The following is a 14,604-nucleotide window of genomic DNA, read 5'->3' on the forward strand; positions in this document are numbered from 1 at the left end:
ACCGCTTGCTGATTAACCACCAAAGTCATCAAGCAGGATATTTTCGTCTTCTACCCCAAGATCTTTCAGCATGTTGATAACAGCTGCGTTCATCATGGGAGGACCACACATGTAGAACTCACAATCTTCCGGAGCAGGGTGATCTTTCAGATAGTTCTCAAGCAAGACATTGTGGATGAAGCCAGTGTAGCCATCCCAGTTGTCTTCAGGTTGAGGGTCAGAAAGAGCAACATGCCATTCGAAGTTTTCATTCTCGGCAGCCAGCTCATCGAAATCTTCTACGTAGAACATTTCGCGCAGTGAACGGGCACCGTACCAGAATGTGATCTTACGATCGGTTTTCAGACGACGAAGCTGGTCGAAGATGTGTGAACGCATAGGTGCCATACCTGCACCACCGCCAACAAACACCATTTCTGCGTCAGTTTCTTTCGCGAAGAATTCACCGAACGGACCAGAAATCGTGGCTTTATCACCTTCTTTCAGGCTCCAGATGTACGAAGACATTTTACCGGCAGGCAGAGTCAGGTTATTAGGCGGCGGCGTAGCAATACGCACGTTCAGCATAATAATACCTTCTTCTTCCGGGTAGTTCGCCATGGAGTAAGCACGGATAGTTTCTTCGTCGACTTTAGACTCGATGTCGAAGAAACCAAAACGCTCCCAGTCACCACGGAACTTCTCAGGAATGTCGTAATCTTTGTACTTCACGTGGTGAGCAGGTGCTTCAATCTGAATGTAACCACCAGCACGGAAAGGTACGCTTTCACCGTTAGGAATTTTAAGCTTAAGCTCTTTGATGAACGTGGCTTTGTTGTCGTTAGAAATAACTTCACAATCCCACTTCTTAACACCAAAGATCTCTTCTTCCAGTTCGATTTCCATGTCCTGCTTAATAGCAACCTGACATGATAAACGGCAACCTTCACGGGCTTCACGCTTGCTGATGTGGTCCAGTTCAGTCGGCAGGATCTCACCACCACCAGAGTGGATTTCCACCCGGCACTGACCACATGAACCACCACCACCACACGCGGATGATACGAAGATACCAGCATCAGCCAGGGCGCCAAGTAACTTTCCGCCGGGCTGAGTTGTGATGGCCTTTTCAGGGTCACCGTTGATCATGATGGTTACATCGCCGCTTGGCACAAGCTTAGACTTGGCAAACATGATGATGAAAACCAATGCCAGAACGATGACAATGAACATGCCAACGCCAAGTAACATTTCTATACTCATTTATATGCTCCTTTGCGTTATTACAGTGCGATACCAGTGAAAGACTGGAAGCCTAACGCCATCAGACCTGCGATCATGAACACAGAGCCCAGACCACGTACACCATCTGGCATATCAGCATATTTCAGTTTTTCACGAACAGCGGCCAGCAAAACGATAGCTAACGCCCAGCCCATACCACTACCTACACCGTAGACAATACTTTCAGTGAAGTTATATTCACGTTGAACCGCGAATGCCACACCACCGAAGATTGCACAGTTAACTGTGATAAGTGGCAGGAAGATTCCCAGTGCGTTGTATAACGCAGGGAAGAATTTATCTAACGCCATTTCCAGAATCTGTACTAACGCAGCGATAACGCCGATGAACGTCAGGAAGTTCAGGAAGCTTAAGTCTGCATCCGGGAAACCGGCCCACGCCAGCGCACCAGGAGCAAGAATGTTTACATAGATGATCTGGTTTACCGGTACAGAGATACCCAGTACCACAATAACGGCTACACCCAGACCCATCGCTGTTTTTACTTTCTTAGATACGGCCAGAAACGTACACATACCCAGGAATAAAGACAGCGCCATGTTCTCGATAAAGATCGAGCGAACGAATAAAGACAGATAATGTTCCACGAATTACTCCTTAGGCTCGACTTGTTCCGGACGGAAAGTACGGATAATCCACACCATGCCACCGATCAGGAAGAATGAGCTGAATGGCAGGATCAACAGGCCATTGCCCTGATACCAGCCACCGTTTTGTACCAGCGGCAGAATTTCGAAACCAAGAATGGTACCGAAGCCAAACAGTTCTTTGACTGTGCCAATACAAACCAGAATAAGAGAGTAACCCAGACCGTTACCAATACCGTCCAGGAAGCTCATCAGCGGAGGACTCTTCATCGCATACGCTTCTGCACGACCCATTACGATACAGTTGGTAATAATCAGACCTACGAATACCGAAAGTTGCTTAGAGATCTCATACGAGTAAGCCTTCAGGATTTGGTCTACCACGATTACCAGTGAAGCGATGATGGTCATCTGAATGATGATACGTACGCTTGACGGAATCTGGTTACGGATTGCCGAGATAAACAAGTTAGAAAACGCAGTTACGCTGGTCAGTGCCAGTGCCATAACCAGAGCCGTTTCCAGTTTTGTCGTAATCGCCAGTGCAGAACAGATACCCAGTACCTGCAGGGCGATCGGGTTGTTGTCTAAAATCGGTCCAAAGAGGACCTTTTTCATTTCTTTAGTGTCAGCCACGATAAGACCCCTTTATGAACGCCATGCTTGTTTCTTAAGGAACGGACCGAAGCCCTGCTCGCCTACCCAGTACTGAATCGTGTTTTCAACACCATTACTGGTCAGGGTTGCGCCGGAAAGTGCATCTACAGAGTAAGGATTATCAGGGTTAGCATTTTTCTTAACCTCGATAGCAACATCGCCGTTATCATACAGCTTCTTGCCATCCCACTTTGCCTGCCATGCAGGGTTTTGCACTTCACCGCCAAGTCCCGGCGTTTCTTTCTGCTGGTAGTAAATCAGTTCTTTCACAGTTTCACCGTCGGCATCAACTGCCAGGAAACCGTACATCAGATCCCACAGACCGCTACCGTGTACCGGCAGGATCACGCGGGTAACATCGCCGGCGTCATTGTGTACCAGATAGACACTGGCAACATTAGGACGACGTTGGAAGCCAACATTGCTGTTTACCACTTTCGTGCTTGTCTCAGTTACTTTTGCAGCTTTGTACATGTCGAAATCAGGTGAAGGCATTTCAGTGAATTCACCAGAGTCTAAGTCGACAAAACGGCGCTCAACAAACTCATCAAATTTTGCATTGATAGTGTCGTTGTTCATGCCAGTCTCGTACAGACCTGCAGCAGTAAGAATGTTTGTTTGCTTATCCAATTGGGCGTTTGTTTGTTGCAGTGAGCGCAGACCAACAGCCGCACCCGACACCACAATTGAACAAACCAGACAGACGGCAACTACTACGCCAACTGTTTTTCCTAAAGATTCTTTCTTAGCCGACACGAGCTACCCTCCGCTTGATATTGCTTTGCGCGACGAAATAGTCGAACAGTGGCGCCCACAGGTTGGCAAACAGAATGGCCAACATTACACCTTCAGGGAAGGCAGGGTTGAGGACGCGGATCAGTACCGTCATGAAACCAATGAAGATACCGTATGCCCACTTACCTTTATTGGTAAACGACGCTGATACAGGGTCAGTTGCCATGAAGAACATACCAAAGGCAAGACCACCTACAACGAAGTGCCAGTGAGCAGGCATTGCAAACATCGGGTTAGTGTCGCTGCCAATCATGTTAAGCAGAGTAGCAAAGAAGGCTACACCTACTGCAACACCGGCAACAATACGCCAGCTAGCAATTCGCATATACATGATGAACAGACCACCAATCATGATAGCCAGTGCAGAGACTTCACCCGCAGAACCTGAAATGGTTCCGATGAAACTGTTCATCCACTGATCCATGTTGCTGTAATCTAAGTTACCGGAAGCCGCCTGGCTTAAAGATGTAGCACCTGAGAAACCATCGGCTGCTACCCATACCTGGTCACCTGAAATTTGAGCAGGGTACGCAAAGTATAAGAAAGCACGGCCAGACAGTGCTGGGTTAAGGAAGTTACGGCCAGTACCACCAAATACTTCTTTAGCGATAACAACACCAAAAGTAATACCCAGAGCAACCTGCCATAATGGAATCGTTGCGGGCAGTGTCAGTGCGAACAGAACAGAAGTAACAAAGAAACCTTCGTTAACTTCGTGCTTACGAACTGATGCAAAAAGGACTTCCCAGAAACCACCTACTGCGAATGTTACTGCGTAGATTGGTAACCAGAAGCAGGCACCGTAGAAGAACAGGCCTAATCCGCCGGCACTGGCCAAATCACCACCTAATGCAGTGAAAATAGCTGCCTGCCAGCTGTCTGGTACAGTTGCACCGGCACCCAGCGCGTCTTGCGCTTGCAAACCGATGTTGTACATACCGAAGAACATGGCCGGGAATGTTGCCATCCATACCATAATCATAATACGTTTCAGGTCGATGCTGTCACGAACATGAGTACCGGCTTTGTTTACTTTACCGGGAGTATAGAAAACCGTTGCCGCTGCTTCATACAGTGCATACCACTTTTCATACTTACCACCCGGTTCAAAATCCGGCTCGATTTTTTCCAGATACGCTTTCAAACCCATGACTTAACCCTCTTTCTCAATGGTGCTTAAACAACTGCGCAGGATTGGACCGTAGCTGTATTTGCCCGGGCATACGTAAGTACACAGAGCTAAATCTTCTTCGTCCAATTCAAGGCAACCCATTGCCTGAGCACTGTCCGTATCGCCCGCAATCAAATCACGTAACAACAGTGTAGGAAGAATGTCTAATGGCATAACACGCTCATAGTTACCGATTGGTACCATTGAACGCTCTGAACCATTAGTGGTGGTTGTCATGTCGTAATCTTTCGACGACAGGTGACCTAAATAAGCACGGGTTACAGAGTGCTTATCAGAACCCGGCGTGATCCAGCCGAGGAATTTCTTCTCACGACCTTCTTTTAACGCAGAAACCTGTAAGTGATAACGGCCTAAGAAACCGTGAACACCTTGCGCTGTAGTACCGTTCAGGACAGAACCTGACACTGTACGTACTTCACCTTCAACCAGTTCACCGGCTGTCAGCTCTGCAATGTCAGCACCCAGAAGTGTTCTGACCAGGCGAGGATTTTTCGCAGCAGGACCTGCCAGCGAGACAACGCGACGGTTATCCAGTTCACCGGTAGTCACGGTAGCACCAAACGCAAGAACATCCTGGTAATTAACAGACCAGACTGTTTTCTTAGCGCCAACCGGATCAAGGTTATGAATGTGCGTACCCGCAAGACCTGCAGGGTGCGGCCCACCAAACTCAGCAACGTCTACAGTCGCATCACCGGTAGACACTGACGCGCCTGCGGCTTTACAAACGTAAACCTTGCCACCACTCAGTTGCTTCAGCACTTTCAGGCCGGCAACAAAGTCATCACTGCGCTCAGCGATGATTGCCGCAGGATCTGCAGCAAGGGGGTTGGTATCCATTGCATTCACAAAAATGGAAGCTGGTACAGAACCTAAAGCAGGTACTTTACTGAACGGACGCGTGCGTAACGCAGTCCACAGACCGGAGTCTACCAGTAAGGTTTGCAGTTGTTCCTGAGAAGCGTTTGCGATCTGGTCTGCAGCAATTTTCTCAAAAGTAACAGCTTCGTTACCTTCGATTTTTACTACTACAGATTGAAGAACACGTTTAGCACCACGGTTTACCTCTACCACTTCGCCCGCAGCTGGTGCAGTAAACTTAACGCCCGGATTCTTTTTGTCTTCAAAAAGAATCTGGCCTTTAGCCACTTTGTCACCAACCTGGACATGCATGGTAGGACGCATGCCAACATATTCTTCTCCCAGAACGGCAACGCGCGTGACAGCAGATCCATCGGAGATTTGCTGTTGCGGCGCTCCCTTAATAGGGAGGTCGAGACCTTTCTTGATTTTTATCATACGTAATCGCACTACTCTAATAGAAGAACCCTTATGCATGACTGCAGCATCCGCTGCCTGCATGCAGAAGCGCACTTACTAAATTAGGTATCCGTCACCTAAACTATTTATTGATTTTCCGTTGCAGCGTTCATGCACTCACCTTGCGGCGTTGCAAACCTCGATACGTGCCGGGATATTATCGTTATATTTTTATAGGGCCGGACATCAGCTGAAACCTGCACACATGCTATTGCCGGTGCAGTACTGAAGCGTGAGCCGGAAGCAGGGATATAAATACCCTCTACTTAACTACGGGATTTTAGCATTATCGCAGCACTTTAGGCTATGCAAATAATGGATTATCCACAATTTTTGTTAATTTTTAATATAACCACTGTGTGTTTTTCGCTATGTAATCGTTACATCCGCCTAAGCCAAAACTCTTCTATTGTAGTCTATCTTTGGTCTGACGCTTAACGGGGTCACACATTGTAATGCCATGACATAAGTCACTGGTTGGGATTGGCGGCGAAAGTCTACCACAAAGTTTTTCGAAACTGACTAAGACTTAACGCCTAATTACTGCGTGTTAACCCTTATTGCATAAATTTCATCCACATTGTCAAAACACACTTTGCAGATACATTAAAAAATGTATAAAAAAGCCGTCTGTCACGACGGCTTCTGCAAAATATTAATGAATTACCACTTCACCAGCGGATCTACATCGGCGTCGTAGTCAACACCGGTAATGTCAAAACCGAACAGTTTCAGGAACTCATGATGATAACCGGCATAATCGCTTAACTCGTGGAAGTTTTCCTGCGTTACCTGATCCCACAGGGCTTTAATTTTCGCCTGTGTTGCATCATTGGTTTCTTTACCGTCCATGCGGTAACGGTTCGCTTCGTCCAGTGTCGGGCTGTCGCTGTACAAGCACTCACTGAACAAGCCGGCGATTTGTTCGATACAGCCTTCGTGGGTACCTTCTTCTTTCATCACTTTGTAGATCAAAGAGATATACAGAGGCATCACGGGAATAGCAGAACTGGCCTGAGTGACCAGCGCTTTCAGTGAAGATACATTCGCTTCAACCAGTTTTTCTGTGTGCTTGCCAATAATCGCAGCAGCTGCGCGATCGAGGTCTTCTTTCGCTTTACCGATAGTCGCCTGACCATAAATAGGCCAGGTAAGCTCTTTACCGATATACGTATAGGCAGTGGTTTTACAGCCTTCAGCCAGAACACCGGCTTCGCCGAGGAAATCCATCCAGCGTTCCCAGTCTTCGCCACCCATCACTTTGATGGTGTTGTGAATTTCTTCATCGTTGGCAGGCTCTAACGTCACATCATGAACTTTGTCTTTATCTGTGTCGTAGGTTTTAGTGGTATACGCCTGACCAACAGGCTTGAGCGTAGACTTATAGGTTTCGCCTGAAACAGGATCGGTACGGCGGGGAGATGCCAGTGAATAAATGACCAGATCCACAGAACCCAGGTCTGCCTTAATTTGCTCAATCACCTGCGCCTTCATCTCGTCAGAGAACGCATCGCCATTTAAGGTTTTTGCGTACAGTCCGTTACTCTCTGCCTGCTGATGAAATGCAGCAGTGTTATACCAGCCAGCAGTAGCTGTTTTACGCTCAGACGGCTCTTTTTCGAAACAAACACCTAAGGTTTTAGCACCATAGCCAAAGGCGGAAGTGATCCGCGATGCCAGACCGTACCCTGTTGAACAACCGATCACTAAAACATTTTTCGGGCCTTCACCCTGAACGCCCTGCTGGCGAACGTATTCAATTTGCTCAGCTACGGAAGCTGCACAGCCTGCCGGGTGCGCATTTGTACAGATGAAGCCTCTGACTTTAGGCTTGATAACCATAGTAGTTTTTCCTTTATTAATTGTGCGCGTATTGTAATAGCGTCTGTCGGGATAACAACTCTGAGCAGATCCAGCTCTGAATTATTAAAGAGAAAAGTCGTCAAAGATGCAAAGAGCGGCAGTCAGATGACTGCCGCAGCAGGCAGTTAGCCCAGAATATCCAGCAGTTCTACATCAAATACTAATGTAGAGTACGGTGCAATTGCGCCACCCGCACCTTGTTCGCCGTAGGCCAGCTCGTAAGGGATAAACAGTTTCCACTTAGAGCCAACAGGCATCAGCTGCAGTGCTTCAGTCCAGCCACGGATAACACCGTTAACAGGGAACTCAGCAGGCTGACCGCGTTTGTAAGAACTGTCGAAAACAGAACCGTCAATCAGTGTACCGTGGTAGTGAACACGCACGTTGCTGTCAGCAGCAGGCTTGTCGCCTTCACCGGCTTCGATGATTTCATACTGCAGGCCGCTTTCAGTCACAGTGACTTCTTCACGCTCGGCGTTCTTTGCCAGATATGCTTCACCTTCTTCGATTACCGCTTTGCTCTGCTCAGCTTTAGCAGCCTGCATACGCTGATGGATTTCACCGAACGCATTACGCAGGGTATCGGTGTCAACCTGTGCAGCCTGGCCGTTAAACGCATCGCTTAACCCTTCTACAACTGCTTCTAGCGCAAGGCCTTCGAATGGGTTAGATTTAAGTTGCTCTCCCATTTGGAAACCAACACCGTAACTTGCTTGCGTTTCTACGCTGGTATATTTATCGGTCACATTGACTCCTGAAATTAAATTACAAGATTTGTTTATTTTTTGGGCTAATTATGACTACATTGAAGGCCAAGAAATAACCTGCCGGCAAGTTTACCATATCGGGCTGCAACATGCTTGGGGCTTGGGATTTGTTAAATGAACTTTTCATTAAGGTTTAATTTATAACTCAAAGTGGTTAGACAAGTTTAACAATTTTGAAGTAAGGTTATGGGCATATACAGTAGGAGGATGCTATGCAATCACACTATGATGCCGAACTGAAAGACACAGTCCGGTACTTGGGAAAAGTCCTTGGCGAAACCATTAAAGCTGAATTAGGTCAGGAATGGTTAGACCGCATTGAGACCATCAGAAAAGATGGTCGTTCTTCATTTCAGGGCGATGCAACCCGTAGCGAAAATCTGAAAGAAATTTTCAAAAATCTGACGGATTCTGATCTTTTGACGGTCGGACGAGCTTTCGCACAGTTCCTGACACTGGGCAATATTGCCGAGCAGGAATACAACAGTGCAATGAGTGTTGATGCATCTATGGATGCATTGTTCAAACACCTCGATAAAGCTGATCTGTCAGTTGAAAACGTACAAAAAGCAGTGTCGAAGCTGAACATCGACCTGGTACTCACGGCTCACCCTACAGAAGTGACCCGCCGTACGTTAATCCATAAGCAGAAAGAACTCGCCCAATGCCTGCAAAGCATTCACCAGGAATCTCTGGATGATCACGAGCGTACGCGTATTGAAACCCGTATCGCTGATCTGATTAGTCAGGCATGGCATACCGAAGAAATCCGTTCAGTTCGTCCGACGCCTGTTGATGAAGCACGCTGGGGTTTCTCCGTCATCGAAAACTCTTTGTGGGAAGCCGTACCGGATTTCCTCCGTGACCTGAATGAGCGCTTAAAAGCCGATTACAACGTTAGTCTGCCACTGGATGCAGCACCTGTGCACTTCAGTTCCTGGATGGGTGGTGACCGTGACGGTAACCCATTTGTTACCGCAAAAGTGACTGAGCAGGTTCTGCTACTGGCCCGTAAACGCGCCGCAAAACTGTTTGCCTCTGACCTAGACCGCTTACAGGTCGAACTGTCCATGTTCGATTGCAGCGCTGCCCTTCGTGAAGAAGTGGGCGAAGAAGCTAACGAACCATACCGCGCTCTGTTGCGTCCGCTGGTTCGCCGCTGTGGTGCTACCCGCGACGGTATTGCAGATTATCTGTCCGGCAAAAAAGTCGACCAGTCTGACTGGGTACAACATAACGATGAACTGCTGAAGCCTCTGTTACTGTGCTACGACTCACTGGTTGAGTGTGGCATGAGTGTAACCGCCAACGGTTTACTGCTTGATACCATCCGCCGGGTGAAATGTTTCGGTATTCACCTGCTGCAACTGGATGTGCGCCAGGATTCTGAGCGTCATGCTGATGTATTCAGTGAGATTACCCGCTATTTGGGTCTGGGTGACTACGCGCAGTGGAGTGAAGCTGACAAACAGGCATTCCTGTTACGTGAACTGAGCTCGAAGCGTCCGCTGTTCCCTGCCGAGTGGGATGCCTCTGCCGACGTGAAAGAAGTGCTGGATACCTGTAAGGTTATTTCCCAGCACGGCAAAGAAGGCTTCGGCATTTACATCATTTCCATGGCCAGTGAACCGTCTGACGTTATGGCTGTTCAGTTGCTGCTTCAGGAAGCCGGTGTAGACTGGCCAATGCCGGTGGCGCCGCTGTTCGAAACGCTGGACGATCTGAACAACTCTCCTGCCGTCATGCGCAAGCTGCTGTCCATCGACTGGTACCGTGGCTACATCAAAGGCAAACAGTTTGTCATGATTGGCTACTCTGACTCAGCAAAAGATGCCGGTGCACTGGCAGCGGGCTGGGCACAGTATGAATCCCAGGAAGCGCTGGTAAAAGTGGCGGACGAATTTGAAACCACACTGACACTGTTCCACGGACGCGGCGGTACAATTGGTCGTGGTGGTCTGCCTGCACACGCAGCTATTCACTCACAGCCTCCGGGCTCATTAGACGGTGGCTTCCGCGTGACTGAACAGGGTGAAACCATCCGTTATAAGTTCGGTATGCCTAAACTGGCGAAGCAAAGTCTGGGCATTTACGCATCGGCCATTATTGAAGCGATGCTGTTCCCGCCACCGGAGCCAAAACCGGAATGGCGTGAGCTGATCACCAAAATGGCAGCAAATGGTCGCGATAACTATCGCGGTACCGTTCGTCAGGACAAAGACTTTGTGCCGTATTTCCGTGTTGCCACACCGGAACAGGAACTGGGTAAGTTACCTTTAGGTAGTCGTCCTTCCAAGCGCAAGCCGCAGGGCGGGATTGAAAGTTTACGTGCGATCCCGTGGATTTTCGCCTGGGCGCAAACCCGTCTGGTACTGCCGTCATGGCTGGGCGTAATGCGTGCCATAGATGCAGTTAAAGCGGAGAGCGACCCGAAAGTGGTTGAGGAAATGTTCGCTGAATGGCCATTCTACCGGTCCCGTCTTTCTATGCTGGACATGGTATTCAACAAAGCCGATCCGCGTATCAGTGAAGCTTATGATGAGCGTCTGGTACCTGCGGAACTGAAACATTTCGGTAAAGCACTGCGTGATGAGCTGCAGGAGAGTATTGACTCGCTGCTGAGTCTCACGGGCCAGGAAAGCATCATGGATAAAGATCCTATGGGTAAAGAATCCATGAACATCCGCGCCGGTTACTTACAGCCTCTGCACTATCTGCAAATTGAGTTACTGGAACGTATCCGTGCCGCTGGTGACGACGCGCAAAACCCTGTGCTGGAACGTGCAATGATGGTAACCATCGCCGGTATCGCAATCGGTATGCGTAATACCGGTTAATCCGCCGTCAGCGTTTCCAAATGCAAAAGCCGTCATTAAGACGGCTTTTTTGCTTCTGTTACGGCTTGTCCGCCACACACACTTATAACGATACGGTTATGTCACCAATCTCCCCTTTACCGGCTGTATGGAAGGGCTGCTTAATCAGGGCATTCAGGTCCAGCGGGATTTTCTGATAGTTACGGCCGCCATCTTCCCGGGCAACTTCTACATTCAGCACAAGTTTCTTATCCGTAACCGGCCTTCCCTGTTCGTCAAATCCGTCCCAGTGTACGTGCAGAGGCTTGTTCTTGCGGGTCGCACCGGCAAAACCGTCAATGAAATCTTCATGTGTACGTCCAATTTTACGCCACCACACTCTTAATTCTGTCAGCCAGCGCTGGCTGTCTCCGCGAATTAATAAGCTTTTAACCAGCTGAGCATCTTCACCGGTAAGCCATACCGACGCATAGGGGCCATGATAATTACTGACATTAAAACGGGGCAGCGTCACATCGATATCCAGCGCAGTCACACCAGCATCATCCTTCCCCTGCCAGAAAGCAAAGTAGCCGTCTGACGTATTCACCCTGCCTTTCTTATCGGTGGTTTTTACCAGCACATCCTGTTTGTCGCTGAGTAAATCCTGCATCTGTGTTGTCGTGGTTATCACCGCAAGCTGAGCGGCCAGAGCCGCATCAAACACATTCTTCGCCACCACATGAGACGTTAAACCGGAGGAAGGCCAGCCATCACTGCTGTCCAGCACGCCGGCTTCCTTTGCACCGGCAACAACTTTTCTCGTGACAGTATTTATGACCGAACCGGAAAACGGCTCGTTATGATCAGCCACAGGTTCACCAAATAGCATACGCTCCTCCGGCGACGCCCCGTAAAAGGACACTGTGTCGTTCACCTGAACGGAAAACGCAGCCCCGGCACCGGCTTTCTCAGTGAGATAACCGGAAATCCGGTTAACCATCAGTGCATCACCGATAATGCCCACGTTCCAGAATGGTCCGTCAGGCATTGCCCCCGGCATAGTAAGTTGTGCCGGCGCAGTTAATGACACTGCCGTAACTCTGGATGCTCTCGCCAGTTTCCGTGCATCCCGCCGTTCCGGGGATACGTTCCCGGCAACGTACTGCTCCCAGTAGCGGTAAAGCGCACCATTACGGCAACTGACTTTCCCTTCTGTCAGTTGAAACCAGGCTTCACACTTTGCGATGCCCCCGTACAACCAGGATGGCAATTCATGTGTTCCCCCGCGGGAGAGTTCCGTCAGTAAGCTGCCTTGCGGGTCGACAGCCTCTGCGGTGTCGTGCATCAGTGCACTCAGCGCTTCCTGCTCAACCTTTGCATCGCCACTTTCCATGATAACCGTGACATCGTAGCCGGGCTGCTGAATGTGAAAAGATTGCTTTGCCGGCTCAGGTTGAGCTGAACCGGCGGCCTGAACAGTTGTCGCTGTCCAGGCACTCAGAAGGCAGATAATGAAGCGACGTTTCATGGATTACTGACACTCGCAGTTTGTGTTGCCTTGTCGTCATTATCGTTGCTTTCTCGTTCAAATACCGGGGCCGGATCGTCGATGGTGATGAAACCATCGCCGGTGGTATCGTAGCGGCTGAAGGAACGGAAGCCGGACTGCATGTATTCGCTAAATGTCATGTGTCCGCTCTCGTCTTTGTCCAGTACACCAAAACGCACGTAAGTCTGTTTTACCTGCCCCTCGTAGGTTTTTTCATACTGAGCGTCCAGACGATCTTCAAACTCCAGCACATATTCCTGCTCAGTCAGCACCTTATCGCCATTCTCGTCAGTACGGGCAAATTGTTCATCTCTTACAGCCTGAAATTCAGCCTTATCGACTTTGCCGTCACCGTTGGTGTCATATAAATCCATAAAGCCTTTGATATTATGCGTGGTCGGCATACGCAGCATGGGGCGCTGCTCAAGCTTTGGCTTTTCATCACTGTCTGCACTGCGGCCTTCGCGCACCGGGTCAGCATCAGACGCCAGAATCAGCCCGTCTTTATTCTGATCCATGAAGTCAAAGCCCCGTCCGCCCACTGCGTCCATTTCTGCTTTGGTGATTTGTTTATCGTCATCTTTGTCTATGGCGTTGAAACGAATATGTGTTTGTTTCACCGATGCTTTTCTGTCATCCGCCATGCGTGTTTTCATATGACCTTCCCACTCGTAAACATACTCATCTTCTTCGATGGTACCGTTGTGGTTGGTATCCGTTGCGGCAAAACGCTGTCTGCGGGCATCAACAAACTCTTCCAGAGACAGCTTTTCGTTGCCGTCCAGATCGTAGGTTAAAATAATACCGCTGGCACTGTGAGGGGCGGCCAGTGAGCAGGTGCTGGTAAGCAGGGTTAAAGCAGTAGCAATAAGAGACATACGGGTTTTCATGATGGTTTCCTTAAAAAGCTTCTAACGTCAACGTGGTTGTGTAGCTGTAAAGTGGCACCGCTTCGCCTTCAGGTGCAGCTTCTCTCACCCGGACCTGCAACAAGTACAGTCCCTGTTTATCCAGGATGGCCGATGCAACACCTTTTGAGTTGGTCGTTAGCTTTTGAAAATCTGCTTCTTCGCTGAACTGATCATTGGCCAAATACACCGTTACCGTCTGCTCAGCCAGCGGTTTACCTTCGTATTGCAACGTGAACTCAAAACTGTCCCCTGCAAACAAACCATTTGGGTGGGTCGCAGGCACGATCTCCAGTCCTTTGCCCGTACCGGCTAATACTTTTTCAGTAGGACCTTTCTTCGTCACATAAGCAACCGCGCTGGTCACCGACTGGAAGTGCTCTGTCAACACAGCCCCTTCCGGTAAAGGTTCTTCATTTCCTCTCACCGAACCGCGCTCACCATTCAAATCGTAAACGCGAAAAATCGCCCCCAACCGCTTACCGGTGGAAAACTTATAGGTCCCTTCCTGTTCCAGTGTCTGTTCAAGGACATTACGGGTTTTCAGATTCACCACCGTTTCTACAGGTACAATACTGCCATCGGGTTGCTCAACCTCGAAAGGTGCATTACTGATGGCCACTTCGGGCACAAAAAACTGCTCTGCGAATGACGCATCCAGCGTCATCGAGTCACGGCTAACCGGCTCAAAACTAAGCGGTTTCAGGTAAGGAGTGTGGGCGTTCGCTATGGGTGCAAGCATCATCATTGTACTTGCCAGTGCTAAGGATTTTATTTTCATTTTTTAGTACTTAGGTTGTAAAAAGTTTCCCGATCTTATTGCAAATAGGAATAGTTATCAATATCATCCTCAATCAAATCTAAGCGGCGATAGTGTTAAACAC

12 protein-coding genes are annotated in these 14,604 nt (G+C 48.9%); 1 reads left to right on the forward strand and 11 read right to left on the reverse strand.

The genetic code is table 11. The annotated features are described in order from the left end of the window. Positions 1–12: 12 nt before the first annotated feature. The 8 genes from nqrF to bamJ all read right to left on the reverse strand — a co-directional run bounded on the left by nqrF (position 13) and on the right by bamJ (position 8,444). On the reverse strand, positions 13–1,242 hold the full coding sequence (gene nqrF, locus J3369_RS17600) for an NADH:ubiquinone reductase (Na(+)-transporting) subunit F (protein ID WP_303574892.1): 1,230 nt from the start codon (positions 1,240–1,242) through the stop codon (positions 13–15). A 20-nt stretch (positions 1,243–1,262) separates the two neighbouring features. After that, positions 1,263–1,871 carry an NADH:ubiquinone reductase (Na(+)-transporting) subunit E gene (nqrE, locus tag J3369_RS17605; protein WP_349589390.1) on the reverse strand — a complete coding sequence of 203 codons (609 nt, stop codon included), beginning with the start codon at positions 1,869–1,871 and terminating at the stop codon, positions 1,263–1,265. Between the two features lie 3 nt (positions 1,872–1,874). Then, positions 1,875–2,507 (reverse strand): NADH:ubiquinone reductase (Na(+)-transporting) subunit D, encoded by a 633-nt coding sequence (locus J3369_RS17610; protein ID WP_303574894.1) that lies wholly within the window; start codon positions 2,505–2,507, stop codon positions 1,875–1,877. A 12-nt stretch (positions 2,508–2,519) separates the two neighbouring features. Further along, the gene (locus J3369_RS17615; protein ID WP_349589394.1) at positions 2,520–3,284 is read right to left on the reverse strand and encodes a Na(+)-translocating NADH-quinone reductase subunit C; all 765 of its coding nucleotides are present in this window, start codon (positions 3,282–3,284) and stop codon (positions 2,520–2,522) included. Then, positions 3,274–4,473 (reverse strand): NADH:ubiquinone reductase (Na(+)-transporting) subunit B, encoded by a 1,200-nt coding sequence (locus J3369_RS17620; protein WP_349589397.1) that lies wholly within the window; start codon positions 4,471–4,473, stop codon positions 3,274–3,276. The genes J3369_RS17615 and J3369_RS17620 overlap by 11 nt, the downstream gene beginning before the upstream one ends. A 3-nt stretch (positions 4,474–4,476) precedes the next feature. Beyond that, positions 4,477–5,814 (reverse strand): Na(+)-translocating NADH-quinone reductase subunit A, encoded by a 1,338-nt coding sequence (locus J3369_RS17625; RefSeq protein ID WP_349589399.1) that lies wholly within the window; start codon positions 5,812–5,814, stop codon positions 4,477–4,479. A gap of 684 nt (positions 5,815–6,498) precedes the next feature. Then, a complete protein-coding gene (gene fabV / locus J3369_RS17630; protein WP_303574897.1) occupies positions 6,499–7,677 on the reverse strand; it encodes an enoyl-ACP reductase FabV in 1,179 nt (392 codons plus the stop codon). 146 nt (positions 7,678–7,823) lie between these two features. Continuing rightward, positions 7,824–8,444, reverse strand: a complete 621-nt coding sequence (gene bamJ / locus J3369_RS17635) for a BamJ family beta-barrel-assembly machinery protein (RefSeq protein ID WP_303574898.1) — start codon at positions 8,442–8,444, stop codon at positions 7,824–7,826. Positions 8,445–8,677: 233 nt separating this feature from the next. On the opposite strand from bamJ, the gene ppc reads away from it, so the two are divergent. Then, a complete protein-coding gene (gene ppc / locus J3369_RS17640; RefSeq protein ID WP_349589402.1) occupies positions 8,678–11,302 on the forward strand; it encodes a phosphoenolpyruvate carboxylase in 2,625 nt (874 codons plus the stop codon). Between the two features lie 82 nt (positions 11,303–11,384). Here ppc and J3369_RS17645 read toward each other — a convergent pair whose 3' ends face one another. Genes J3369_RS17645 through J3369_RS17655 form a run of 3 tightly spaced genes read right to left on the reverse strand, consistent with a single transcriptional unit; the run spans position 11,385 to position 14,501 of the window. After that, a complete protein-coding gene (locus J3369_RS17645) occupies positions 11,385–12,791 on the reverse strand; it encodes a DUF2271 domain-containing protein (RefSeq protein WP_349589404.1) in 1,407 nt (468 codons plus the stop codon). Beyond that, positions 12,788–13,702, reverse strand: a complete 915-nt coding sequence (locus tag J3369_RS17650; protein ID WP_349589407.1) for an EF-hand domain-containing protein — start codon at positions 13,700–13,702, stop codon at positions 12,788–12,790. The genes J3369_RS17645 and J3369_RS17650 overlap by 4 nt, the downstream gene beginning before the upstream one ends. Before the next feature lie 10 nt (positions 13,703–13,712). Further along, on the reverse strand, positions 13,713–14,501 hold the full coding sequence (locus J3369_RS17655; RefSeq protein WP_349589409.1) for a DUF4198 domain-containing protein: 789 nt from the start codon (positions 14,499–14,501) through the stop codon (positions 13,713–13,715). Between the last annotated feature and the right edge of the window lie 103 nt (positions 14,502–14,604).

Origin of the sequence: Alteromonas sp. NFXS44, assembly GCF_040148705.1 — a bacterium.
GTDB lineage: Bacteria > Pseudomonadota > Gammaproteobacteria > Enterobacterales > Alteromonadaceae > Alteromonas.